The following is a 24,698-nucleotide window of genomic DNA, read 5'->3' on the forward strand; positions in this document are numbered from 1 at the left end:
TTGGGTGAAATGCAAAGCCGAAGCCCCGGCTGGTCGCTGACCGGCCGGGGCTTCGGGAGGGTGCTGCGGTGTTCAGATCCCTGCTAGTTAGCGGAGATCTGGCGCAGGACGTACTGCAGGATGCCGCCGTTGCGGTAGTAGTCCGCTTCGCCCGGGGTATCGATGCGGAGGACCGCATCGAAGGACGTGGCGGTGCCGTCTGCCGCGGTGGCAGTGACCTTCAGGGTCTTGGGGGTGGTGCCCTCGTTCAGGGCGGTGACGCCCTCAACCGTGAAGGTTTCCGTGCCGGTCAGGCCGAGGGTGGCCGCAGATTCCCCAGCCGGGTACTGCAGGGGCAGGACGCCCATGCCGATCAGGTTGGAGCGGTGGATGCGCTCGTAGCTTTCGGCGACGACGGCCTTGACGCCCAGGAGCGCCGTGCCCTTCGCAGCCCAGTCACGTGAGGATCCGGAACCGTATTCCTTGCCTGCCAGGACCACCAGCGGGGTGCCGGCTGCCTGGTAGTTCTGCGCGGCGTCGTAGACGTAGGCCTGCGGGCCGTCAGCCTGGCTGAAGTCGCGGGTGAAGCCGCCTTCGACGCCGTCCAGGAGCTGGTTCTTGATGCGGATGTTGGCGAAGGTGCCGCGGATCATGACTTCGTGGTTGCCACGGCGTGAGCCGTAGGAGTTGAAGTCCTTGCGCTCCACACCGTTGGCCAGCAGGTACTGGCCGGCAGGGGTGTCCGACTTGAAGGAACCGGCCGGGGAGATGTGGTCGGTGGTGACCGAATCGCCCAGCTTCAGCAGCACGCGTGCGCCGGTGATGTCCTGTACGGCCTCCGGCTGCGCCTTCATGCCCTCGAAGTACGGGGGCTTCCGGACGTACGTGGAGTTCGGATCCCAGGCGAACGTGTCACCGGCGGGCGTGTCGAGCGCCTTCCAGCGTGCGTCGCCTTCGAAGACGCCCTCGTAGCCGCGGGCGAACATGTCCTTGTCGATCGAGGAATCGATGACCTGCTGGACCTCAACCGGGTTGGGCCAGATGTCCTTCAGGAAGACGTCGTTGCCGGCTTCATCCTTGCCCAGGGAATCGGTGTCGAAGTCGAAGTCCATGGTACCGGCCAGGGCGTAAGCGATGACCAGCGGCGGGGAGGCCAGGTAGTTCATCTTCACGTCCGGGTTGATCCGGCCTTCGAAGTTGCGGTTGCCCGAGAGCACAGCGGCGACGGAAAGGTCGTTGGCCTGGATGGCCTCGGAGATCTCCGCGTCCAGCGGGCCGGAGTTGCCGATGCAGGTGGCGCAGCCGTAACCCACGATGTAGAAGCCGAGCTTCTCCAGGTACGGGGTCAGTCCGGACTTCTCGTAGTAGTCGGTGACTACCTTGGAACCGGGAGCCACGGAGGTCTTGACCCACGGCTTTGACATGAGGCCCTTGTCGACGGCGTTGCGCGCCAGCAGGGCTGCGGCCAGCATCACCGACGGGTTGGACGTGTTGGTGCAGGACGTGATGGAAGCGATCGCCACTGCACCGTGGTCCAGCTCGAACTCACGACCGTCTTCGGTCTTGATGTTGACGCCGTGGGAGATGCGGCCGGCAGCACCGTGTGCTGCCGAGTAAATCGGCGGCACACGGTCGGTGTCAGTCACGTGCGTGTCGGGCTGGGTGAAGGAGGGCGGATCGGAGGCCGGGAAGGTCTCCTCGAGCGACTCGTCCACGGTGCCGGCGTCGGCATTGTGGGAGACGTAGTTGAGAAGGTCGTGACGGAACTCGTCCTTCGCCTCCGTGAGAACAATGCGGTCCTGGGGACGCTTGGGTCCGGCGATGGACGGAACAACGGTGGACAGGTCCAGTTCGAGGTACTCGGAGAACTTGATCTCACGCGACGGATCGTGCCAGAGGCCCTGTTCCTTGGCGTAAGACTCAACCAAAGCCACATTTTCGTCGGAACGGCCGGTGAGGCGCAGGTAGTCCAATGTGACGTCGTCGATCGGGAACATTGCGGCCGTGGAACCAAATTCCGGGCTCATGTTGCCGATGGTGGCGCGGTTGGCCAGCGGCACTGCCGCAACACCTTCACCGTAGAATTCCACGAACTTGCCCACCACACCGTGCTTGCGGAGCTGCTCGGTGATGGTCAGCACAACGTCTGTGGCTGTGGCGCCGGCCGGGATGGACCCGGTCAGCTTGAAGCCAACAACGCGCGGGATGAGCATGGAGACAGGCTGTCCCAGCATGGCCGCTTCGGCTTCGATGCCGCCAACGCCCCAGCCGAGGACACCCAGGCCGTTGACCATGGTGGTGTGCGAGTCGGTGCCAACGCAGGTGTCGGGGTACGCCCGGACAACGCCGTCGATCTCGCGGGTCATGACCGTGCGGGCCAGGTATTCGATGTTGACCTGGTGCACAATGCCGGTTCCCGGCGGGACAACTTTGAAGTCATCGAATGCCGTCTGGCCCCAGCGCAGGAACTGGTAACGCTCGCCGTTGCGCTGGTATTCGATCTCCATGTTGCGCTCCAGCGCGCCGGAGTTGCCGAAAGCGTCGATCTGCACGGAGTGGTCGATGACCATTTCCGCCGGAGCCAACGGGTTGACCCGCTTGGGGTCACCGCCCAGTTCCTTGACCGCTTCACGCATCGTCGCCAGGTCCACCACGCAGGGGACGCCGGTGAAGTCCTGCATGATCACGCGGGCAGGCGTGAACTGGATTTCTGTATCGGGCTGGGCATTGGGATCCCAGCCGGCCAAGGCACGCACGTGATCGGCAGTGATGTTCGCGCCGTCCTCGGTCCTCAACAGGTTTTCAAGCAATACCTTGAGGCTGAACGGAAGGTTTTCTGCACCTTCAACGGAGTTCAACCGGAAAATTTCGTATTCGGTTCCGGCTACATTAAGTTTGCCTTTTGAACCGAAGCTGTCCACTGTGCTCATCGCAGGACTCCTCTCGCAACAGTTTCATCTTTGTCGCGCGGTAGACCGCTTGCTAGTTAGGCAGGCCTAATTAGTGCTGGCCACAAATGTTGCCGGAGGTCAGCCGTGAATACTCAACCGTGAATACGGTGCGCGACGTGGGATTACTACCGCCATCCTAGTAGCATCACCGGGCCGGCGTCAGCAACGCCACTGTCTCCAGATGGTGAGTGTGCGGATACAGGTCAAACGCACGCAGTCCGGCCAAGGACCACCCCGCCTGCTGGAAGTACCCCACGTCCCGGGCAAACGATGCCGGATCACACGAAACGTACGCGACCGCCCGGGGCCCGGCGGCAACCAACTGGCTGACCACGGCCTTCCCTGCTCCCGCGCGGGGCGGATCGAGCACCAGGGCATCAAAATTCCGCGGTTTCTGGCGGAGGACGCGCTCCACGCGGCCCTGAACGATTTCCACCTGCGGGGCCCCGTGAAGGTTCTTGCGGGCATCCCGGCTGGTTCCCGGGGCGCCTTCCACCGAGAGGACAGAGCCTGTCTCGCCCACCGCATCCGCCAGCGGCGCGGTGAACAGGCCGGCTCCGGCGTAGAGGTCAGCCACCACGGAACCCGGCCCCAGGAAGCCGCCGCTGTGGAGGAATTCTGTGACGGCACCCACAAGTGTCCCGGGCGCGTCGCGGTGGATCTGCCAGAAACCCGTCCCGGTCACCCGGTACTCGTGGCCGGCTGCGGACTCCTGGACCCACATCCGGCCGCGCAGCTGCCGCACTTCTTCGGTGAGGGGGTCGAACGAGGCCACGGAAACGTCGTCGGGAAGCTGGGAGGCCACAGCGTTGAGCCGTTTCGGGCTGGTTCCGGGTGCCGGGGCGAGCAGCACCAGGGGGCGCGAGCCGTTCGACGGCGCCGCCACTTCCACGCGTTCGATGCCTTGGAAATCGAGGTCCCACAGCCGCAGCCGGTTAATGCCGTCGGAGGCCAGGGGCATCTCCCGGACGGCAATGATGTGGTCCGAACGGTGCGCATGCATGCCCAGTTTTCCGCCGGCGGTGACCGAGAAGCTGGCGCGGGTCCGCCACCCCAGCCCGGTGCCGGCGTCGTACGTTGCGTCCAGCCCGCACCCGGCCTCCGGGCCGCTCCCCTCAACTGCCTCCACCAGGTTTCCTGTGTCCTGGCCGCCGGGCACGCGTTCGACGCCGGCGAGGCGCTGTAGCTGTTCGGCCAGTACCGCCGACTTCAGTCCGCGCTGGCGCGGCAGGGAGATATGGCCGAATTCGGCCCCGCCGACCGGGGGGTGCCCGTGCTGCCAGGAGCGGAGCGAGTCGGCCGCATGCCAGAAGTGATCCGCGCGGTCCGGGGAGGCCGCCAAAACTTCCACCACGTCGGCGCGCCAGAACTTGGCCGACTCCCCCGCCTCGGTTAGCCGGGCCCGGACTTTTTCACCGGGAATCGCGTGCCGGACAAAGATCACCCTGCCTTCGTGGCGTGCCACGCAGTGGCCGCCGTGGGCCACCGGGCCGACGTCGAGCACCAGCTCGACGGCGGCCCCCTGGGCGGGTGCTGTGGTGGAAGGACTGTGGGGCTGGGGGGTCATTGAATATCCTGCAGGTTCTTTGCTTCTTCGGACGATTTAAGCTGCCACGGGACACTGGCCACCATGACGCCAGGTTCGAAGTGCAGCCGGGTCTTAATACGCAGTGCTGTCTGGTTGTGCACCAGCTGCTCCCACCACTTACCCACGACATACTCGGGAATGTAGACCACCACAAGGTCGCGGGGCGAGTCGCGGCGCATGTTCTTTACATATTCCATGATGGGGGTGATGGTCTCGCGGTAGGGACTGGCCAGGACCGTGAGCGGCACGGGGATTTCCAGCTTTTCCCAGTCGGCGACGGTATGCGCGGTTTCTTCGGCGTTGATATCGACGGTGATGGCATCCAGCCGCGAAGGCCGCGATGCCCGCGCGTAGGCCAGGGCCCGCAGCACAGGTTTGCGGACGTGGGAGACCAGCAGGACGGCGTGCACGCGTGACGGCAGGGCGCGCGGCGAGGAATCCTCGTCCACGGCCAGCTCCTTGGCAACATTGTCGTAGTGCGCGCGGATGCTCCACATGATCAGGAACAGCACCACCATGGCCAGCAGCGCGATCCAGGCACCCTGTTCGAACTTGGTAATCAGCACGATGACCAGCACCAGGGCTGTCATGCCGAAGCCGATGGTGTTGATGGTGCGGGACTTCATCATCCGGCGCCGGACCGTCTTGTCCTTGGCGAGCTTGAGGTGCCTGCCCCAGTGCCGGATCATGCCCAACTGGCTCAGCGTGAACGAAATGAAGACGCCCACGATGTAGAGCTGGATCAGTTTGGTGACGTCTGCGTCGAACGCCACGATCAGCACCAGCGCGCCGGCGGCCAAGGCCAGGACGCCGTTGCTGAACGCCAGGCGGTCTCCCCTGGTCCGCAACTGGCGGGGAAGGTAGCCGTCCTGGGCCAGGATGGAGCCCAGCACGGGAAAGCCGTTGAATGCCGTATTCGCGGCGAACACCAGGATCACGCCCGTGGCCGCCACCACGATGTAGAACGGGATGGAACCGGGGCCGAAGATGGTCTGCGCGATCTGGCTGATGGCAGGGGTCTGAATATAGCCCTCGGGCAGCGGCAGGCCGTTCAGGAGGAATTCGGTGGCCGGGTCAAGCACAATGTGGACCCTGGTGGCGTTGGCCAGGTAGATGATGCCTGCCAGCATCGCGGCGCCAATCGTGCCGAGCAGCAGCAGGGTGGTGGCCGCGTTTTTGCTCTTGGGCACTTTGAAGTTGGGCACCCCGTTACTGATGGCTTCAACACCGGTCAGCGCGGCGGCGCCGGAGGAGAAGGCACGCAGCAGCAGGAAGGCGCCGGCCAGGCCCACCAGCCCTTCGTCGAAGCCGGGAGCCGGCACAATCTCGAAGTTCGCCGAGGGCGCCTCACCGAGCTGGCCGGTGGCCGCCTGGAAGACGCCCACTGCTGTCATCCCCAGGATCGAGGCCATAAAGATGTAGGTGGGGACGGCGAAGACGCTTCCGGCCTCCTTGATCCCGCGGAGGTTGACCAGGGCGAGAAGTGCGACGCCGATGGTGGCCAGGAGCGCCTGCTGCCCGTGCAGGGAGGGAATGGCCGTGGTGAGATAGGCGGCCGCCGAAGACATCGAGACCGCCACGGTCAGGACGTAGTCCACCAGGAGGGCGGAGGCCACAGTCAGCCCGGCGTACTTGCCGAGGTTTTCGTTGGCGATTTCGTAGTCTCCACCGCCGGAGGGATACGCATGCACATTCTGGCGGTACGACGCCACCACTGTCAGGAGGACCACCATGACGGCCAGGCCCACCCACGGCGAAATGGCGACGGCGCTGACGCCGGCAAGCGCCAGGGTCAGCAGGATTTCATCCGGCGCGTAGGCCACGGATGACAGTGCATCGGAAGCGAAAACCGGAAGTGCTATCCGTTTGGGCAGCAGGGTGTGGGCCAGCCGGTCATTCCTGAAGGGCCTGCCCACCAGCACCCGTTTTACGGCATTCAGTATTGTCAGCACTCCACAAAGTTAGTCTTATTCGCGGCGCATGTCATGACGGCGTCGAAGCGGCTGCGGAACGCGGGCTGCCGGTAGAGTTCTTGCAGCAGCAACAGCCGACGGAAGGTATGGAAACACGGTGGCGCATTTCGTGATCATGGGATGTGGCCGGGTGGGGGCGACCCTGGCGCACACGCTGGAGGACGCGGGCCATTCCGTCGCGATTATCGACCAGGACGACAGGGCGTTCCGCCGGCTCCGGCAGGGCTTCACCGGACGCAAAGTCACCGGGGTGGGCTTCGACCGGGACACGCTCCAACAGGCCGGAGTGGCCGAAGCCTACGCCTTCGCCGCCGTGTCCAGCGGCGACAACTCCAACATCCTGGCAACCCGGGTGGCGCGCGAAACCTTTCACGTTCCCCATGTGGTGGCGCGGATCTACGACCCCGGCCGGGCGGAAATCTACCAGCGGCTCGGCATCCCCACAGTGGCCGCCGTGCGCTGGAGCGCTGACCAGGTGCTGCGCCGCATCCTCCCCGAGCAGCACCTCGCCGGCGACTTCCGCGAGCCGTCCGGCCGGCTGGTGCTCGCCGAGGTGGACCTCGACGCCGGCTGGATCGGCCAGCGGATCACCGCGATCGAAAAAGCCGCAACCATCCGGGTTGCCTACCTCACCAGGTTCGGCGAAGGAATGCTGCCTGAGTCCGGCACCCTCTACCAAGACGGCGACACCGTGCATGCCATGCTGCCGGTGGACCGCAGTTCCCAGGTCGCCCAGATCCTGGCCAAAGCACCTGCCAAGGAGTTGTAGTGAAAGTTGTTATCGTCGGTGCCGGCAGTGTGGGGTCATCGATCGCCAGGGAACTGCTGGCGCACAAACACGACATCCTGCTGATCGACCTCAAGCCGGAGGTCATCGGCCGCAGCGGCCTGCGCGGCGCGCACTGGCTGGTGGGCGACGCCTGCGAGCTGAGCACCCTGCAGGGGGCAAAAGTGGAGGACGCCGACGTCGTGGTCTCTGCGACCGGGGATGACAAGGTGAACCTGGTGGTCTCACTCCTGGCCAAGACCGAGTTCGGCGTGGGCCGCACGGTGGGCCGGGTCAACAACCCGAAGAACGACTGGATGTTCAACGACTCCTGGGGCGTGGACGTTGCCGTCAACACTCCCCAGCTGATGACCGCCCTGGTGGAGGAGGCGGTGGAGATCGGTGACCTGGTCAGGCTGCTGACCCTGCAGACCGGGGTTTCTTCGCTGGTGGAGTTCACAGTGCCGCACGATTCCCACGTCATCGGCCTGACAGTCGGCGACATCGACTGGCCCGAGGACGCCACACTGGTGGCGATCCTCCGTGACCATGCGCCCATCACGCCCAGCCGCGACGACGTGATCGACGGCGGCGACGAGTTGTTCTTTGTCACCACCATCGCCGCCGAAGACGACCTGCGGGCACTGCTGTCCGCCGAATCAGCCGGGACTGCGGACAACGCCGACGAGCCCGAAGGCGTGCAGCACGCCGGGTCTCAGGCCCCGGAGGACGACGGCTTCGACGGCTGAGCGTCAGGGCCAGCGCCGGCCGGCACCGGCCGGGTGACCAGCCAGGCGATCCAGACGCCCAGGATGTACAGCGGGGTCGCCATGATCAGGCGTGTGGTGGCGAGGGCAGCGAGTCCGTCCTCCCCCATCAGGTACAGCGGAACCTGGACCACCAGCCGCAGGGCCAGGACCGCCACGATGATCCACGTGCCCAGGCGGTAAGCCTTCACCCGGACAGGGTCCTTGCGCCACTCAACGCCTTCGTTGCGGATGAATCCGAACAGCAGGCCCACCACCGGCCATTTGATGGCGATGGAGATGACCATGGCAACGATGTAGGCGGCGTTGGTGAAAAAGCCGGGAAGGTAGAAGTCCTCAGCCTTTCCTGTGGTGTTGGCGAGCCAGGCCGAGATGCCGACGCCCACGACCCCGGCCAGGGCCTGGGTCAGCGGACGCCGCTGGACCAGGCGGACCACGGTAAAGACTGCGGCGGATGCCAGCGCCCCCACCAGTGACAGGGTGAGGTCCCGGGTGATCGTGAACGTCACGAGGAATACCAGCCCCGGGACGATGCTCTCCGCGATGCCCTGGACTCCGCCGGCACTCTTGAGGACGTCGATCCGGCCGTCATGGGTACGGTGCAATCCGGCTTTGGCCGCATAGTCCTCCGCAAGCCCCGCCATCGGAGACGCTTCCGTGCCGGACGCCTCCGGTCGGGTGGGTTCCTGATGGTGCCGGTCTGGTCCCAAGGACGGCTCGGGCAGCTGGGACGGGGTCATTCGTGCTCCTGGCTGGAGATGATTTCGTAGCGCGGATTGAAAATGGTGGGCAGGCCATGGCTTTGGGTCAGCATGCCTTCGACCCGAACTTCCGTACCGGCTTCGATCCCCGGCACCCTGCGCCGGCCCAGCCAGACGACACGGAGGCGCTTTTCGCTTCCCTGTTCGGCACCGGTGCCCGCCCCGGCGCGCTGGTCCTCGAGGTCAGTGACTATTGCCGTGAACGCCGGGCTTTGATTGGCCGGGAGAAAGGTTACCGATTCAATGAACCCGTGACACAGCACCCGGCCCCTTTCCGGGAGCCGGCTGACCGGCACGCCCGTGTGAGGGGACGGGCCCGGGGATGCGTGCTGGGAATCAGCCAATCTGGGTGGTTTCCGGACCGCGCTCCGGCTCCTCGAGCACAGGGGCGGAAGGCGGCGGCGTGACGCTGGCGTCCTTGGGCAGGCGGAGCTGAAGCAGGTCGCGCGGCGGCATGGGGCTGTCGCCACGGATCACCACGATCCGGCGGAACAGGTCTTCCAGCGGAGCGGCGGCCTCACGCTCCATTGCAGCTTCCCCGCCGAGGACGCCGCGCAGGAACCACCGCGGTCCGTCCACGCCGATGAAGCGGGCCACCCGGTAACCCTGGCTTCCGTCCGGCGCACCGGCAGGCAGCTTGGCAACCAGTTCGGTTCCGAAAGTGCCCTGGACTTCCTCCACCTGGCCGCCCTGGCTTCCCACGGACTGGCCGATCTGCTCGCGGATTTCGTCCCACAGCCCCTCGGTCTTGGGGGCGGCAAAGGCCTGCAGCTGCAGGCTTGAACCGTTCAGGTCCATGGTCACGGCCACCACGCGCTGGGTGGCTTCTTCGACCTCGAGCCGGAGCTGGAGTCCCTCGCTCGGGGCGATGAGCAGGGCACCGAGATCAACGTAGCCATCATGGCTGGCGATTTCGGATACATCGAAGGGCCCGTTGACCCGCCGTCCCGTATCGTCCGAAGCCGCCCGGGTGGAATCCCCTGATTCCGCTGACGCGGAGGATTCGTCCGGTTCGGCGTCCTGTTCCTTCTTGGATTTCCTGCCGAGCCCAAAAACCATGGGTTTGTCTCCTTAGTTGTGAATGTGCCCGGCCGGGCCCGTGGGTCCCGCTGAAATCAGCACTGCTGTGGGCAGCCCTCGCGCCGCTGCATGCGTATTGCGGGTGCGTGCACGTGGCGGGTGTCAGGCGTTTCGCGGCGTGAAACCACCGGTGGAACCGAACCCGCCGGCGCCCCGAACGGAGTCACTCAATTCGTTGACGGGGACAAACTGCGCGTATTCCACGCGCTGAATGACCATCTGGGCAATTCTATCGCCGCGCCGCAGTTCGATGGCGTCCCGCGTATCGGTATTCAGCAGCGTCACGGAGATTTCTCCGCGGTAACCGGCATCCACGGTGCCCGGAGCGTTGACGATGGTCAGCCCATGCTTCGTGGCGAGGCCCGACCGGGGGTGGATCAGTGCGACATAGCCGTCCGGGAGGGCGATGGAAACGCCCGTCGGGACCAGCTTCCGCTCGCCCGGCTGCAACACCACATTTTCCCTGGCCCTGAGGTCGGCACCGGCATCGCCGGGGTGGGCGTAGGACGGCGCTTCCAGGCCGTCGTCGAGCATTTTCAGCTGTACCTGCAGCGTGGGGGCACCGTAGGCGGCGGCTGCCTCCGGCGCGGGCCCGGCGGTAACAGGGTCAGGTGCGGTTTCAACAGTGGCGAGTTCGTCAGTCACAGTCACTCACTCTAACGCCCAGCCGCCGTTCCCTCCTAGACGCACACTGGACGCACGGCTGACCCCGGCGGAACGCCAAGATGAATTAGGCGGGCAAAGATGGAAAGCTGATGGCATGCCCGAATCCAGTTCAGCCGCACCTGTCCCCAATACCCCCTCTGCCGGCGCGCCGGCAGTGTTCCGGGAGAGGCTGTGGCCCAACGTCTGGATCTGGATCATCGCGGCCGGAATCTCCGGCGCCGGAATCCTGGTCTTCGCCCCGATCAGCATGGCAGCGGGCTACACCGCTGCAGGAGTGCTGTTCGCGATCATTGCCGTCCTGTTGCTGCTGTCGACTCCAACCATCATGGTCACCGAAGAACACCTGACCGTGGGCCGGGCCACCATCGAGCGCCGTTTCGTCGGCCTCGTGGAGACCTTCAGGGGCAAGGAAGCCACGGCTCAGCGTGGCACGAAGCTCAACGGCCTCGCGTACCTCTGCATCCGGGGCTGGATCGATCCGGTGGTCCGGATGGAAATCACTGACCCGTCCGACCGGACGCCCTACTGGCTGACCTCGTCGCGGCGGCCCGAGGAACTCGCCGCTGCGCTGTCCGGTAAGTAAGGCCCGCCGGAAAAAGGGCCGGCGACTCAGCCCCGGGACGTGGAACGGGGCTCAGCCTTCACATTCCGTGCAGTAGAAGTGGCCGTTCTGTTCCCGGGCGATCTGGGAACGGTGGTGGACCAGGAAGCAGGAGGAACAGGTGAACTCGTCCGGGTGGGGCGGTACCACCTGGACCAGCAGCTCCTCGCCGGACAGATCGGCGCCGGGAAGCTCGTAGCCCGCAGCGAGGTCGTTTTCGTCCTCCTCCACCGCTGCCGCCGGTTTCTCAGTCCGCCCGGACTTCAGCTCCTGCAGCGAATCCTCACTGAGATCCTCTTCAGTCTTGCGCGGCGCATCGTAGTCGGTGGCCATCTCCGCTCAACTCCGTTCCTTTCGCGTCGGCGGGTATCACCGTTGATAACGCAACGCACCTCCGGTTTGTGCCCGGCGCGCGAAAGTCCCGGAATATCGCGGCGCGCCCTTGCTCCTAACCGAAAACAGTGCCTGTCAGTGGCAGAGTTTCGATTGATAGTAATGCCAGGGTGGAGGATTTGCATGCAGGATCTACGGCTTGTAGGCGTACACGACGACGGGGAGCATCTCCTGTTGAGCGGTGCCGGCGGCGAGATGTTCCAGCTGCCGATCGATGAGGCACTGCGGGCGGCCAGCCGGTCTTCGCCGAAGACCGCTACAACAGTCGCGCCCATTGCCATGTCCCCGCGGGACATTCAGGCGCGCATCCGCAGCGGCGCCACCGCAGCGGACGTGGCGGAGCTCTCCGGACTTCCCCTTGCCAAGGTGGTGCGGTACGAGGGCCCCGTCCTCGCCGAGCGGGAATACGTGGCCCAGCAGGCGCGGAAGGTTGAGGTAGCTTCGCCCTCCCCCGGCCACGACACCTACCGCTCAATTTTCGGGGACCACCCGGCCACCCTCGATGACATGGTGAAGCACCGGCTTTCCACCCACGGCATTGAACCGTCCACGGTGGAATGGGATTCCTGGCGGCGCCAGGACGGCAACTGGACGGTGGCGGCCCGCTTCGAACCGAAGCGGGAAGGCCCGGCCGGTATCGGCGAGGAGCCGCCGGCGCTGTGGACCTTCAGCCCGGCCCGCAAATCGCTGCAGAACGCCAACCGCTGGGCCCAGCAGCTCAGCGAACTCGAGCCACTGGACGGCCCCGTCCCCGCACGCCGGCTGACGGCAGTGTCCGACCGGCCTTTCGATTTTGAAACCGACGCCGAAGCGGCTGCCCGCAATGCGACCGGCCCGCAGCCCATTCTGCAGGCCAAGGAGTCCGATGGACTCCTGGATATGCTTCGTTCCCGCCGCGGGCAGCGCCTTGGCGTGGACGAGGACGCTGACGACGCCCTGGCATTGCTGCTGACGCACGGTGTGCCGGCCGCGCACCCACGCCCGTCAGAGGTTGTGCCTGAGCAGGGCGCCGGCGAGGACACGGAGCAGGACAGCCAGGAAGACCAGCCCGCGGAAGCCACCGGTCCGGACAGCGCGGCCCCGGCCGCGCACCTGGATCCCGTGGCCCGCAAGCGTGACGGCCGTCCGTCCATGCTGTCCCGCCTGAGCCTCATTCCGCCGCACCGCGATGCGGATGAAGATGACAACCTGAAACTGCACGACGGCGTCAGCACCGAGACGCGGGAAGTCACCATAGTGGCGTCTCCCCTCCGTCCGGCACATCCGGCCGCCCAGGCGGAAGGGGAAGCCGGGCCGCCCGCACCGAGTGTGGGCCTGGACGAACTCCTTGGCGGCAGCCCCCGCCGGGCAGCCTACGCGGCCGGCAGCGATGAACCGGCACCTGGCCGGCACCATGACGCCGACCTGCCTGAACGGCAGCCGGCCAAACCAAAACGGTCAACCGTGCCCAGCTGGGATGAGATCGTCTTTGGGACCAAGCGGGACTAGGCGGGGGCTCAGTCCTCAGCGTCCCCGGGCCTTGCCTTCGGCCGCGAAGCACAGGAGCGGAACTTCACGTTCGGCTTTGGTGAGCGAACCGTGCTGGCCCACCACCTCCATGGCTGCAGGCCGCACGCGGCGGGTGTCGTAGAGCGCAAGAGCGTCCCGCGCGGCAATCATCACGTCACCGATCCGGGGCCCGACGGCCGGGCTCACGGGCCCAAGCAGCCCGGCCGCGATGGCATCTTCCCGGCTGAATGCCCAGATCCTGTCGCCGAAACGGGTGCGCCAGGCCGCCAGGAGGCGTTCACGTGCCCCGGCATCGGCGGGATCGTCAAGGTAGAGGTGCACCATCCGCGGTTCGCCCGCTGTATGCCGCACGCCCTCGATAAGCGACGGGTCCGCCGCGTAGTCGATCCGCTGCTGTTCGGGTACGTCCAGCATGCCGTGGTCCGCGGTGAGAAGGACGGTGGTCCCGGCAGGCAGGGATGAATGGAGCCGTTTGACCGTGGCGTCGAGCTCTTCGAGCTGGTGTTCCCACTGCTCTGACTGGCAGCCGAAGCGGTGGCCTGCCTTGTCCAGTTCGTTGACGTAGAAGTACATCAGTGCCGGCCCGGCTACGGCCATTGCTTCGGCGGCGGCCGCGGTGCGGGCGTGGGCGGTGACCGCGGAGACGAAATTCCCGCCGCGGAGGGCCGCCCGGGTCATGGGCGAGTCACCGAACTGCGGCAAACTGACTGTGGTTACCGTGACGGACCCGGCCGCCCGTTCAAACACGGTGGGGTGCGGCTGCCAGGCGAACGGGTCCACATTTGCATCCCAGTTGCCCAGCATGTTGACCACTTTGTCCTGTGCGGGATCCAGGACGTCGTACCCCACCATGCCGTGCTGGCCCGGCGGGAGTCCGGTGCCGAAGCTGGCCAGGGCCGCTGCAGTGGTTGAGGGAAACGTGGAGTCCAGCCAGACCGGGACCTCGCCCTGCCCGGCCTGCATCACGGAGCGCAGGAACGGGGTATGGGCTGACTTTTGCTTCAGCAGGTTCCGGCCCAGGCCGTCAGCCAGGACCACGCAGACACGCGATGCCGGGGGCAGCCCCAGGGTGTTGGCGAACCCGTCCACCCCCAGGCTTGCCGCGGCGCTGGTGAGGACCTCGGCAACGGACCGCCGGCCAAAGGCGGGAGCCGGCGGCACATTCAGTGGCCGGGTGTTGCCTTCGGACGGCACTGCCGAGAGGGTCGCTTTTGCTTGCTCCGGCATCTCAGCGCTGGTGCCCGCGGCTGAGCCTGTTGCCGAACACGCCGGTCCGGGGCCGGGGCTGCAGCGTCTGGCCGGCATGGAGCGCCGGGGCTGTGGAGCCGGTGTTCACGGCCCGCAGGGCGCGGGCAAAGAGTTTGGCGTCCTGGACTGCCTGGGGGCCGTCCGCTTCGGCGCTGATGCGCAGGACGATGTCCTCCTGGGCAATGGTGCCGCTGTAGCCGTGGTCGGCCTCGCACTGGGGATCACCGCAGCTTGCGGGTCCCATGTCCAGCCGCTGGCCGCCGGACCAGGCAATGGCGAGGGTGACTTCCCGGACCGGATCCGAGGGCTTGTAGTTTTGTGGCTGGGAATACATGTAGCTCAGGACCACAGAGCGGATCTGTGCCACCGGCACTGACTCGGTGGAGATCTGGGCAACGATTTGTTCGCCGGCTTCATCGAGCTGCTGGTCATCCACGTGGGTGATCACCAGCATGTCGGAGGTAAGGACCAGCACCGTGATGTGGCGGCGGACCTCAGCGCGGTCGAAGTGGGTTTCCAGGTGCACCAGGTGTGCCACGCATTCGCGGCCGTCCAACGCGTCGTCAACGACGTCGGCCACCAGGGGCGGGTAGAAGCCGGCCTTCTGGAGTGCGTCGTCCAGGCTCAGGGCCTGGGGCGTGTGGCTGTGTGAGCTGTGGGGTCGGGTTGCCTGGTTCTCATCGCCGGGCGTGGATGGCGTCGACTGGGAAGGCTGTGAGCTCATGCCCCCATTTTCACAGATCGGCCGGGGACATGCTAACCGCGCTCAGCCCAGCATGGCCCGGCGGGCGCTGTCAGTGCGCCGGGCAGCGTTGCCGATCCGGATCTCCGCGGCCAGGATGGACAAACCTTCCGCTCCGCAGAGGACCGGGTTGAACTCAACCAGGGCTATTTCCGGATGGTTGTCCTTCATCCAGGCCAGCCGGCCGGCGAGATCCTCCAGGGCGTCCAAGTCGACGGCCGGCAGGCCCTGGTAGCCCAGCAGCTTGCGGGCGGCCCGCGGCCCGCGGACGAAGTCCCTGACGTCGGCGGCGGAGAGCGGCGGGACCCGGTGCGCCCAGTCATCGAGCAGGTTGACGGCGTCCCCGGCCAGCCCGAAGGAGATCACCGGCCCCAGCAGCGGATCCTCAATGGCCCGGAACGTGCAGGCCTGGCCCACGGGGGCCATGGACTGCACCTCAAGGGACCGTGAACCGTAGGGCGCCAGCGAGCGCCGCATCTGCGCGATGGTCCGGCGCAGGGAGTCTTCGTCCTCGATGTCCAGCCGCACTCCGCCGAGGTCCAGCCGGTGCCGGAGGGCCGGATCAGTGGTCTTCAGGGCCACCGGCCACCCCAGCCTGCCTGCAGCGTCAACCGCCTCGTCTGCCGACTCGAACCCGGCGGACGGCAGCACCGGAATCCCGTAGTGCGCGAGCAGCGACGCCGTGGACGCGGCATCCAGGGTCTTCAGCTCAGCTCCCTGGACGTCACGGAGCAGCTCGTCCAGGAGGACCGCGGCGCTTTCCGGATCGCAGCCGGCGGGCTCCACAAAATGGCCAGGGTCCCGGGCGAGCCATTCGGAGTAACGCACGACGGCGGCGAGCGCCGCCACCGCCGCGCCTGCGTTCGAGAAGCACGGCACGGCCCGCCCCCCGGAGCCCACCATCCCCTCCACGTAGACGGAGGCATCAAGGATTCCCGTAAAGGCGGCCACCACCGGTTTGCCTGCCGCCGCTGAGCACTCGGCCAGCACCTCGGCGATGCTGTCCACTGTGAGGCCGCGGACCGGCAGCAGCGCGGCCACCACGGCGTGGACGGCGTCTGACGCGAGCGTGTCCTGCAGGCTGCGGCGCAGAGCCGGCAGCGCGAGGGACATTCCGGCGTCGAGATCCACGTCGGTGACGATCCCGTGCACGGCCAGCCCGTGGGCTTCGGCGCTGTCGGCCACCACTTTGCCCAGGGCCATGGAGTTGCTGAAGATGGCCAGCCCTGGCCCGGCGGGCAGTGGCTGGCCAGCCACGACCTGGGAGACGTCCATGAGCTGTTCAATGGTCTCCACCCGGATCACACCGGACTGCCGCATCATCGCATCCAGCGTTCCGGCCGGCGCCTGGGTGGTCCGGACAGCGTGGCCGGGCGGCAGCCGCAGGCCCATGGTCTCGGACTTGGCCACAACCACGGGTTTGGTGCGGGCCAGGCGCCGCGCGATCCGGGAAAATTTGCGCGGGTTGCCGATTGACTCCAGGTACAGGCCCACGGCGGTGGTGCCGGCGTCGTCCTCCCAGAACTGCATGATGTCGTTGCCGGACACATCTGCTCTGTTGCCGGCTGAGAGGAACGTGGAAAGTCCCAGCTGCCGGCGGCTGGACGCCGCGTAGAGGGCCACACCAATGGCCGCCGACTGGCTGAACAGCCCCAGGCCGCCGCGCCGCGGCATCGCGGGGGCCATGGACGCGTTGAGGGAAACGTCCGGATGCGTGTTCACGATCCCCAGGGACGACGGTCCAATGACCCGCATGCCGTTCGCCCGTGCCTTCCGGACCAGGTCCCGCTGGCGCTGCAGGCCGCGTTCGCCGTCGTCCGCGAAACCGGCCGACGCAATCACGAGCCCTTTGACGCCGGCCGCAGCGCAGTCATCCACCACACCGGGCACTTCCGCGTAGGGAACAGCGATGACCGCCAGCTGTACCGGGTCCGGGACCTCGGACAGCTTGCCGAACGACATCATCCCGGCGAGCTCCAGCGCCTCGGGGTTGATGGCGTACACCGGCCCTGGAAAGCCGCCCTCGATGATGTGTTCGAGCAGTTGGTGCCCCACAGTCCCCCATTTGCGGCTGGCACCGATGACTGCAACGGACGACGGCGTCAGCAGGTCCCGCACGCTCCTCGCCTCGGCGCGGTGCTCGCGTGACTCCATCACGGCCCGCGATCTTTCGGTGGGGCCGATGTTGAACTCCAGGCTGACGACGCCGTCGTCGAAATGGCGTTTGACGTCGTAGCCGGCGTCCGCGAAAACCATCAGCATTTTGCGGTTTTCGGGCAGCACCTCGGCGGTGAACCGGCGGATCCCGTTTTCGTGGGCGGCCGCGGCGAGGTGTTCCAGGAGGATGGAACCGATTCCCCTGCCCTGGTGGGCGTCCGCGATGTTGAAGGCGACCTCCGCCTCGGCAGGGTCATCGAGCCTGTCGAACCGGCCGATCCCCAGGATTTCGCCGCCGAAGGTGATGACCAGTGCCACCCGGTCCTTATAGTCCACTTCCGTGAAGCGTTTGAGCTCCTTGCTGGACAACCGGGCCTTGAAGGTAAAGAAGCGCATGTAGATTGAGTTCTGCGACTGTCCGGCATGGAACGCCTGGACGGCGTCCGCATCACTGGGGTGAATGGGCCTCAGGTGCGCGGTGCCGCCGTCCCTGAGCACGACATCGGCTTCCCAATGTTCCGGATATTCGCCGTCCCCGGGCTGATCCACCATAGGCTTAGCCTAACCACAAACCGACGGCGCAGGCCCTGCGCCAACGAAACGGCGCCACGAAACTGCGCCCCACCAGAGCACCACCAGTAACCCGTAAGGATCCACCAGCCCCATGGCCCGCCGCCAAAGCCCACCCCCTGCCGGGGAAGCCGCCCAGGATTTCGTCGAGAACATCGTGGACATCGATGTCACGTCCGAGATGGAAGGTTCCTTCCTGGAGTACGCCTATTCGGTGATCTACTCCCGGGCCCTGCCCGACGCAAGGGACGGACTGAAGCCGGTGCAGCGCCGGATCCTGTACATGATGAGCGAGATGGGCCTCCGCCCTGACCGCGGCCACGTCAAGAGTGCGCGCGTGGTGGGCGAGGTCATGGGTAAGCTCCACCCCCACGGCGACACGGCTATTTACGACGCCATGGTGCGCATGGCCCAGGATTTCTCGCTGCGCCTTCCGCTCATTGACGGCCACGGCAACTTCGGCTCGCTCGACGACGGCCCGGCGGCTCCCCGGTACACCGAAGCCCGCCTCGCGGCGGCGGCCCTGACGCTGACCGACCACCTCGACGAAGACGTGGTGGACTTTGTCCCCAACTACGACAACCAGCTGACCCAGCCGGACGTGCTTCCGGCGGCGTTTCCCAACCTGCTGGTCAACGGGGCCACGGGCATCGCCGTCGGCATGGCCACCAACATGGCTCCGCACAACCTGGTGGAGGTCATCTCCGCCGCCCGGCACCTGATCGCGCACCCGGACGCCACGCTGGATGACCTCATGCGGTTTGTCCCCGGGCCTGACCTTCCCACGGGCGGCCGGATCGTCGGCCTGGACGGCATCCGTGACGCCTACGCCACCGGGCGCGGATCCTTCAAGACCCGGGCCAAGGTGGAGATCGAACAGCTCTCTGCCCGGCGCACCGGCCTGGTGGTCACCGAACTGCCCTACATGGTGGGCCCGGAAAAGGTGATCGAAAAGATCAAGGATGCGGTCAACGGCAAGAAGCTGACCGGCATCAGCGACATCGTTGACCTCACGGACCGCAAGCACGGCCTGCGCCTGGTCATCGAGTTGAAGAACGGGTTCAACCCGAATGCCGTGCTCCAGCAGCTGTACCGCTACTCCCCCATGGAAGACTCCTTCGGCATCAACAACGTGACGCTGGTGGACGGCCAGCCGCAGACCCTCGGGCTTGTGGATCTGCTGTCCGTCTATGTTGGCCACCGCATCGACGTGGTCCGCCGGCGCACGGCGTTCCGGCTGGGCAAGAAAAAGGACCGCCTACACCTGGTGGAGGGTCTGCTGATCGCCATCGTGGACATCGACGAGGTCATCCAGATCATCCGCTCCTCGGATGAGGTGGCCGCCGCCCGCGAACGGCTGATGTCCATTTACGACCTCACCGAAATCCAGGCCAATTACATCCTGGAACTGCGGCTGCGCCAGCTGACCAAGTACTCGCGGATCGAGCTGGAGAAGGAACAGGACGAACTCCGGCGTGAAATTGCGGAGCTCGAGGCCATCCTCGGCTCGGAGCAGCGGCTGCGCGAACTCGTGTCCACGGAACTCGGCGAAATTGCCGAAAAATACGGCACACCGCGCCGGACCGTCCTGCTCGAATCGGAGGCCGTCTCCCCCACGGTGGCTGCCGCCCTGGCTGCTTCCCCGGGCGCGAAGGGCAAAGCCGCACCGCTGGCCCTGGAGATTGCGGACGATCCCTGCTGGGCGATCCTCACGGCGTCGGGCCAGATAGCGCGCACGTCCAACCAGGAACCGCTCGCCGAATCAGGTCCGCGCGTCAGGCATGATGTGTTCCGCTCGGTGGTCAAGACCTCAGCCCGTGGTGAAATCGCCGCCGTCACCTCGCAGGGACGGATGCTGCGGCTGCAGGTCATGGACATGCCGGTGCTGCCCCCCATGTCCGGCCTGCCGAATCTTGCCGGCGGCGTCCCGGCCAAGGACTTCGTCACGCTGCTGAAGGGTGAATCGCTGGTGGCCTTCGCGCCGCTCGATGAGATCCTGGCCATCGGCACTGCGCAGGGCGTGGTCAAGCGGCTGCAGCCGGACTACCCCCTGAACCGCGAGGACTGGGAGGTCATTGCCCTCAAGGACAAGGACGTGGTGGTGGGTGTGGCCCCGGCCGGTTCCGAGGACACCGACCTGGTGTTCCTGACCCGCGAAGCGCAGCTGCTCCGGTTCAGCGCGGCCAACGTCCGGGCCCAGGGCCGGACCGCAGGCGGCATGGCCGGCATCAAGCTCGGCGCCGGCGATCACGTGGTGTTCTTCGGTGCGGTGGCGCCGAACGATGACGCCGCCGTCGTGGTCACCATCGCGGGAACCGACGGCGCCCTGCCGGGGACCGCGCCCGGTGCCGCGAAGGTGACGGCCTTCGCCGAGTATCCGGTCAAGGGCCGCGCCACCGCAGGTGTCCGCGCCCACCGGTTCCTCAAGGGCGAAGACACCCTCCTGCTGGGGTGGGCAGGGCACGGACCGGCCAAAGCATCCTCGCTGGCCGGCGTGGCCAGATCGCTGCCGCAGGAACACGGCCGGCGCGACGGTTCGGGCATTCCCCTGTCCCAGGCCGTGGACGCGGTGGGACCGGCCATGGCCTGGACCGATCCGGCCTAGACTGCTGCCATGCCTATCATTCCTGATGAGAAGGACTGGACCTGGGTGCTCTCCCGGCCCTGCCCGGAGTGCTCCTTCGACGCGTCCACCGTCACCCCTTCCACCGTCCCTGGCAGCGTGTCGAACATGCTGCCGCGCTGGCGGGCAGTGCTCCGGAGGCCAGCGGTTGCCGAACGTCCGGACGAGGATACGTGGTCGGCCTTGGAGTACGCCTGCCATGTCCGCGACGTTTTCGCGCTGTTCGACCAGCGGCTGAACCTGATGCTCGATTCCGAGGACGCCCGGTTCGACAATTGGGACCAGGACCGGACGGCAGTCGAGAACGATTACGCCAGCGCCGATCCCGCGGTGGTCAGTGCCGAGCTGACGGCGGAGGGCGAACAGATCGCCGCGTCCTTCGCTGGCGTCCGGGAGTCGGAGTGGGGCCGGACGGGCCTGCGCGGCAACGGCTCGGAGTTCACCGTCCTGAGCCTGTCGCAGTACTTCCTGCATGATGTGGTCCATCACCTTCACGATGTGGACGGCTGATTACAGCTCCTTGTCCCACGCCATGCTGCGGCTGACTGCCCGGTAACCCATTTTGGTGTAGAGGGCCAGCTCATTGAAGTAGCGGACCACCGCGTAGCCGGCTGACTCCAGCAGCCTGGCCTGGTGCCCGTGCTGCTGCCCGGTGCCGATCCGAAGGCGTGGCAGGACAGGCGCTCCGGTGCCCCCGGCGTCTGCGGCAAAGCGTTGCCGCCTGTGACACGGGACTGTGGATCCGGCTAGCGAAGGCTCCCCTCCGGGTACGGCACTCTGTCACTGCCCGGGACACCCGTCAGTGACGCCGCGGACAGGTCCAGAACGGTGTCAGCCGGGTGGATATCGGCCGGGTTGTGGGTCACCATGACCACGGTGCGGTCCTTGAGGCCGGCGCGGAGGTCGGCCAGCATTTCCCGTCCCGCTTCCGCGTCCAGATGGGCGGTGGGCTCGTCCAGCAGAATCACTTCGGCGCCCGTCAGGATGGTCCGGGCCACGGCGAGCCGTTGCCGTTCGCCGCCGCTCAGGAACGAGCCGCCCGGGCCGATCCTGGTGTCCAGCCCATCAGGCAGGCGCGACACCAGGGCATTAAGGCCGACGGCGGTTAGCGCCGCGGCAAGCTCCGGGTCTCGTGCGGCGGAAGAGGCTCTGCCGTGGTCCGGCGAATCGACGGGTGCGGCGGCGGGTGCGGGTGCGGCGGGTGCCGGAGCCTGCAGTCCCAGCAGCAGGTTGCCGCGCAGGGTCGAATCGAACAGGTGCGCCTCCTGCGGGCACCAGGCTGCCGTCCCGGTCACCGCGGCCCTGCCGGCCGCAGCCGGGAGGAAGCCCAGGAGTACCGCGAGGAGGGTGGACTTGCCGGCGCCGGAAGGCCCGGTGACGGCCAGCCAGCGGCCCGGCCCGGCTGTTGCCGACACCCCTGAGAACACTGTTCCGCCGCCAGGCCAGGCGGCCGCAAGATTGGACAGTTCCACCCCGGGGGCGGCACCGGGGCGGGCCGGGACCTCGTGCAGCCCGTCGCCTTCTGCGGAGTCCGATTCGGTGGCGTGAAGCACGCCGGACTCCGCAACCCGCCGCATGACTGCACGCAGGGCAGGGTACTGGCGGACCGCCGTCGTCATGGCTGCATACGGTTCCACCAGCGCCAGCTGCAGGAGCACTATCACCGCGGCCGTGGCGGGTTCCATGGCGCCGGAAATGACCTGGGGGGCGGTCAGCACGGCCGCGGCCAGTGCCGCCGTTCCGCAGGCAGCCACCGTGATGGCCTGGCCGAGGCCTTCCGCCCAGGCGGATCGCTGGGATGCTTTGGTTGCCGTGCGGTCCTCGGACCGAAGCGCGTCCAGGACTGCTGCCGCGATGCCGTTGGCGTGCAGTTCAGCCCGGGCGTCCAGGGCCGCGGACGTTCGCCGCAGGACTCCGGCGCGCAGCCGCTGTTCTGCGGTGGCCGACTGCCGGTCACCCCGGAGGGCGGCTGCCGGCGCCACGATCAGGCTCAGGGCAGCCGCAATGGCTACTGCGGGCAGTGCCTCCGGGGCCACCAGGGTGGTGGCCAGCAGTGCCGAACCGCCCACCGCAAGGGCGGTCACGGGTGGCAGGACAACGCGCGGCAGCAGGTCCCGGATGGTATCGACGTCGTCAATCACCGTCCCCAGGACGTTGCCGCCCTGCAGGAGCCGCCGCAGGGACAAGGCCTTGCGGCTCAGCGATTCCCAGAGCCGGCCGCGGAGCCGGGTGAGGGCACCGAAGACCGCGTCGTGCAGCAGGAGCCGTTCCCAGTAGCGGAGGACGGCCCGTCCGATCCCGAAGAACCGGACGCCGACGATGGCGGTCAGCAGGTAGAGGATGGGCGGCTGCTCGCTCGCCCTGATGATGAGCCAGCCGGACAGTCCGGACAGCGCCACGGCGAAGACCGCGGCGAAGGTCCCCACCACGGCTGCGCCCGAGAACCGGCCGGCCACGGGCGCCAGGAGGCTGCCCAGCAGCCGCGTCGTGCGGGCAGCCTTGCCATTCCCCGCCGCGGGCAGGGGCGAGCCCGGGCCGGCGGTTCCGGGAGCCGGCTCATCCTCACCGCTGCCTGTTGCGGTGCCCGGGCCTGCGGGATGCTCCGCCGCGTCCGGCATCGACGCGGCCTCTGACCGTGCAGTGATTCCGCGGACCGAGACGGGCACCAGGTGGTCGGCCAGTTCGCGGGTCTGCTGGTCGTGGGCCACCAGGATGACCGTGACCTGTCCGCGGAGTGCGCGGATGGCCTCCTGCACCAGCCCTGCCGAAGCCGCGTCCAGGTGGGCTGTCGGCTCGTCAAGCAGGAGCACGGTGGCGCCGGCCCGGATGCGGGCCAGGCCGCGGGCCAACGCGACACGCCGCAACTCCCCCGGGCTCAGCTCGGCCGGATGGTGGCCGGCAAGGTGACCGGCGGCAGCCGCGGCCAGGCACTCCCGGGCCGTCTCGTGCGACTCTTCCGCAGATCCATGGTTGACGTAGAGCGTGACCTCCTCGAGGACCGAGTCCGCCACCATGACCGGCTGCTGCGGAACCCAGGCGATGGCGCTGCGGTCAAGGCCGGAAAACTGCCCGGACACCTGGGTTCCGCCGCCGTCCCCCACCGTCCCGGCCAGCACGCCGAGCACCGTGCTTTTGCCCGCGCCGCTGGGGCCGTCGAGGGCGGTGATCCGGCCCCGCGGGGCGGTGAAGGTGAGAGGCCCGACGGCGGCTCCCGCCCTGCCCGCATAGGTGACCGTGAGATCGGTGACCGTCACTCCCCCCGGGTCGGGCGCGGAAAGCCGGCCGCCGCCGTCGTCCGCGGGAAGGACCGGCACTCCGCGGGTGGCGGCGTCGGTGGCGGCGTCGGTGGCGGCGTCGGCGCTGCCCCCGGTGGGCAGCGGCCGCGGCTCGGGTGCATCGGTGACCGTCCGGGTGGCGGCGAGCGCTGCCCGGCCGTCATCGCTGGCGTGGTGTGCAGTGCCCAGTTCGCGAAGCGGCAGGTAGCAGTCCGGTGCCAGGATGAGGGCCAGGAGGCCCGCTTCGAGTGCCATGTCGCCGTGCACCAGGCGGACACCGATGAAGACGGCCACCACCGCCACCGAAATCGTGGCTATGAGTTCCAGTGCCAGGGCGGAGAGGAAGGCGGTGCGCAGCGTCCCCATCGTCCTGGTCCGGTACTCGTCGGAGATCTCCTCCAGTGCCTTGCGCTGCGCGGTGGCACGGCCCAGGCCGACCAGGACGGGCAGCCCCTTGGCCAGCTCCAGCATGTGGGCGGACAGCCGGGTGAGGGTTTCCTGCGCCTCGCGGACGTGGTCCTCGGTGTACCTGCCGATCAGCACCATAAACAGCGGGACCAGCGGAACCGTCAGGACAACCACAACGGCGCTGACCCAGTCCGCGAAGAGGATGCGTGCGCCCAGGAGCAGCGGGATCGTGGCGCAGTTCACCAGTGCGGGCAGGAACTGGGTGTAGTAGCTGTCCAGCGCGTCCAGGCCGCGCGTCGCCAGGACGGCAAGGCCGCCATCGGCCGGACCCGTGCTGCGTGCACCGTTCCGGAGGGCGCGGGCCAGCAGTTCCTGCCTCAGTTCCTCCTTGATGCCCAGGGCAGCCCGGCGGGCGGCGATGCCCTGCGCCCACACGGTGATTGACCTCAGGACCACCCCTGCCAGGCCCCAGGGCAGCTGGTCCTGCCAGGAACCATTGCCGGTGGCCAGCCCGGCGAGCATGGCTGCCACGGCTTGCCCCATGAGGACCAGCGCGAGCGCTTTCAGCGCTGCCAGCAGGCCAAGCCAGTAGACGGCGGAACGGGTGGCCGGTCCGGCCGGAAAGTCTGGGCGCACGCGGG

Annotated in this window: 18 protein-coding genes; 6 read left to right on the forward strand and 12 right to left on the reverse strand. The window is 67.3% G+C overall.

Translation table 11 applies throughout. The annotated features are described in order from the left end of the window. Positions 1–83 precede the first annotated feature (83 nt). The 3 genes from IAQ70_RS08470 to IAQ70_RS08480 form a co-directional block, all read right to left on the reverse strand. Positions 84–2,909 carry an aconitate hydratase gene (locus tag IAQ70_RS08470; protein ID WP_190988867.1) on the reverse strand — a complete coding sequence of 942 codons (2,826 nt, stop codon included), beginning with the start codon at positions 2,907–2,909 and terminating at the stop codon, positions 84–86. 166 nt (positions 2,910–3,075) lie between these two features. Continuing rightward, complete coding sequence (locus IAQ70_RS08475) at positions 3,076–4,497, reverse strand: class I SAM-dependent RNA methyltransferase (protein WP_190988868.1); 1,422 nt, start codon at positions 4,495–4,497, stop codon at positions 3,076–3,078. Further along, a complete protein-coding gene (locus tag IAQ70_RS08480; protein WP_190988869.1) occupies positions 4,494–6,470 on the reverse strand; it encodes an APC family permease in 1,977 nt (658 codons plus the stop codon). The genes IAQ70_RS08475 and IAQ70_RS08480 overlap by 4 nt, the downstream gene beginning before the upstream one ends. A 118-nt stretch (positions 6,471–6,588) precedes the next feature. Between IAQ70_RS08480 and IAQ70_RS08485 the strand changes: the two genes are divergently transcribed. Further along, complete coding sequence (locus IAQ70_RS08485) at positions 6,589–7,260, forward strand: potassium channel family protein (RefSeq protein WP_190988870.1); 672 nt, start codon at positions 6,589–6,591, stop codon at positions 7,258–7,260. Further along, on the forward strand, positions 7,260–8,006 hold the full coding sequence (locus IAQ70_RS08490; RefSeq protein ID WP_190988871.1) for a potassium channel family protein: 747 nt from the start codon (positions 7,260–7,262) through the stop codon (positions 8,004–8,006). Before IAQ70_RS08485 ends, IAQ70_RS08490 begins: the two co-directional genes overlap by 1 nt. On the opposite strand, the gene IAQ70_RS08495 is transcribed toward IAQ70_RS08490, so the two are convergent. The 4 genes from IAQ70_RS08495 to dut all read right to left on the reverse strand — a co-directional run bounded on the left by IAQ70_RS08495 (position 7,973) and on the right by dut (position 10,510). Then, positions 7,973–8,764, reverse strand: a complete 792-nt coding sequence (locus IAQ70_RS08495) for a DUF3159 domain-containing protein (protein ID WP_190988872.1) — start codon at positions 8,762–8,764, stop codon at positions 7,973–7,975. The genes IAQ70_RS08490 and IAQ70_RS08495 overlap by 34 nt on opposite strands. Beyond that, a complete protein-coding gene (locus IAQ70_RS08500) occupies positions 8,761–9,048 on the reverse strand; it encodes a hypothetical protein (RefSeq protein WP_317983612.1) in 288 nt (95 codons plus the stop codon). The genes IAQ70_RS08495 and IAQ70_RS08500 overlap by 4 nt, the downstream gene beginning before the upstream one ends. Before the next feature lie 73 nt (positions 9,049–9,121). Beyond that, positions 9,122–9,844, reverse strand: coding sequence for a DUF3710 domain-containing protein (locus IAQ70_RS08505; RefSeq protein WP_190988873.1), 723 nt, complete (start codon positions 9,842–9,844; stop codon positions 9,122–9,124). Positions 9,845–9,967: 123 nt separating this feature from the next. Further along, complete coding sequence (dut, locus tag IAQ70_RS08510) at positions 9,968–10,510, reverse strand: dUTP diphosphatase (RefSeq protein ID WP_190988874.1); 543 nt, start codon at positions 10,508–10,510, stop codon at positions 9,968–9,970. Positions 10,511–10,625: 115 nt separating this feature from the next. Between dut and IAQ70_RS08515 the strand changes: the two genes are divergently transcribed. Continuing rightward, positions 10,626–11,114: a DUF3093 domain-containing protein gene (locus IAQ70_RS08515; RefSeq protein WP_190988875.1), complete on the forward strand. Its 489-nt coding sequence runs from the start codon at positions 10,626–10,628 to the stop codon at positions 11,112–11,114. 51 nt (positions 11,115–11,165) lie between these two features. On the opposite strand, the gene IAQ70_RS08520 is transcribed toward IAQ70_RS08515, so the two are convergent. Then, positions 11,166–11,465, reverse strand: a complete 300-nt coding sequence (locus IAQ70_RS08520; RefSeq protein ID WP_190988876.1) for a DUF4193 domain-containing protein — start codon at positions 11,463–11,465, stop codon at positions 11,166–11,168. Positions 11,466–11,648: 183 nt separating this feature from the next. Here IAQ70_RS08520 and sepH point away from each other — a divergent pair, with 183 nt between their 5' ends. After that, entirely contained in the window at positions 11,649–13,013 is a 1,365-nt protein-coding gene (sepH, locus tag IAQ70_RS08525) for a septation protein SepH (protein WP_190988877.1), read from the forward strand. Between the two features lie 15 nt (positions 13,014–13,028). Here the strand turns inward: sepH and IAQ70_RS08530 are convergent, their stop codons facing one another. Genes IAQ70_RS08530 through IAQ70_RS08540 form a run of 3 tightly spaced genes read right to left on the reverse strand, consistent with a single transcriptional unit; the run spans position 13,029 to position 17,733 of the window. Continuing rightward, positions 13,029–14,261: an alkaline phosphatase family protein gene (locus IAQ70_RS08530; RefSeq protein ID WP_190988878.1), complete on the reverse strand. Its 1,233-nt coding sequence runs from the start codon at positions 14,259–14,261 to the stop codon at positions 13,029–13,031. 1 nt (position 14,262) lies between these two features. Further along, positions 14,263–15,006 (reverse strand): DUF5998 family protein, encoded by a 744-nt coding sequence (locus tag IAQ70_RS08535; protein WP_190988879.1) that lies wholly within the window; start codon positions 15,004–15,006, stop codon positions 14,263–14,265. A gap of 42 nt (positions 15,007–15,048) precedes the next feature. After that, positions 15,049–17,733 carry a bifunctional acetate--CoA ligase family protein/GNAT family N-acetyltransferase gene (locus IAQ70_RS08540; RefSeq protein WP_190988880.1) on the reverse strand — a complete coding sequence of 895 codons (2,685 nt, stop codon included), beginning with the start codon at positions 17,731–17,733 and terminating at the stop codon, positions 15,049–15,051. Between the two features lie 112 nt (positions 17,734–17,845). Between IAQ70_RS08540 and IAQ70_RS08545 the strand changes: the two genes are divergently transcribed. Beyond that, a complete protein-coding gene (locus IAQ70_RS08545; protein ID WP_190988881.1) occupies positions 17,846–20,356 on the forward strand; it encodes a DNA gyrase/topoisomerase IV subunit A in 2,511 nt (836 codons plus the stop codon). 9 nt (positions 20,357–20,365) lie between these two features. Beyond that, positions 20,366–20,884, forward strand: coding sequence for a DinB family protein (locus IAQ70_RS08550; protein ID WP_190988882.1), 519 nt, complete (start codon positions 20,366–20,368; stop codon positions 20,882–20,884). A 236-nt stretch (positions 20,885–21,120) separates the two neighbouring features. On the opposite strand, the gene cydD is transcribed toward IAQ70_RS08550, so the two are convergent. Next, on the reverse strand, positions 21,121–24,693 hold the full coding sequence (cydD, locus tag IAQ70_RS08555) for a thiol reductant ABC exporter subunit CydD (protein ID WP_190988883.1): 3,573 nt from the start codon (positions 24,691–24,693) through the stop codon (positions 21,121–21,123). Positions 24,694–24,698: the final 5 nt, after the last annotated feature.

Origin of the sequence: Pseudarthrobacter sulfonivorans (genome assembly GCF_014712225.1) — a bacterium.
In the GTDB taxonomy this organism is placed as follows: Bacteria; Actinomycetota; Actinomycetes; order Actinomycetales; family Micrococcaceae; genus Arthrobacter; species Arthrobacter sulfonivorans.

Coding starts and splice junctions, on each gene's coding strand:
- IAQ70_RS08470 (WP_190988867.1), bottom strand. CDS start 2,909: ATGAGCACAGTGGACAGCTTCGGTTCAAAAGGCAAACTTAATGTAGCC.
- IAQ70_RS08475 (WP_190988868.1), bottom strand. CDS start 4,497: ATGACCCCCCAGCCCCACAGTCCTTCCACCACAGCACCCGCCCAGGGG.
- IAQ70_RS08495 (WP_190988872.1), bottom strand. CDS start 8,764: ATGACCCCGTCCCAGCTGCCCGAGCCGTCCTTGGGACCAGACCGGCAC.
- IAQ70_RS08505 (WP_190988873.1), bottom strand. CDS start 9,844: ATGGTTTTTGGGCTCGGCAGGAAATCCAAGAAGGAACAGGACGCCGAA.
- IAQ70_RS08515 (WP_190988875.1), top strand. CDS start 10,626: ATGCCCGAATCCAGTTCAGCCGCACCTGTCCCCAATACCCCCTCTGCC.
- IAQ70_RS08520 (WP_190988876.1), bottom strand. CDS start 11,465: ATGGCCACCGACTACGATGCGCCGCGCAAGACTGAAGAGGATCTCAGT.
- sepH (WP_190988877.1), top strand. CDS start 11,649: ATGCAGGATCTACGGCTTGTAGGCGTACACGACGACGGGGAGCATCTC.
- IAQ70_RS08530 (WP_190988878.1), bottom strand. CDS start 14,261: ATGCCGGAGCAAGCAAAAGCGACCCTCTCGGCAGTGCCGTCCGAAGGC.
- IAQ70_RS08535 (WP_190988879.1), bottom strand. CDS start 15,006: ATGAGCTCACAGCCTTCCCAGTCGACGCCATCCACGCCCGGCGATGAG.
- IAQ70_RS08540 (WP_190988880.1), bottom strand. CDS start 17,733: ATGGTGGATCAGCCCGGGGACGGCGAATATCCGGAACATTGGGAAGCC.
- IAQ70_RS08545 (WP_190988881.1), top strand. CDS start 17,846: ATGGCCCGCCGCCAAAGCCCACCCCCTGCCGGGGAAGCCGCCCAGGAT.
- IAQ70_RS08550 (WP_190988882.1), top strand. CDS start 20,366: ATGCCTATCATTCCTGATGAGAAGGACTGGACCTGGGTGCTCTCCCGG.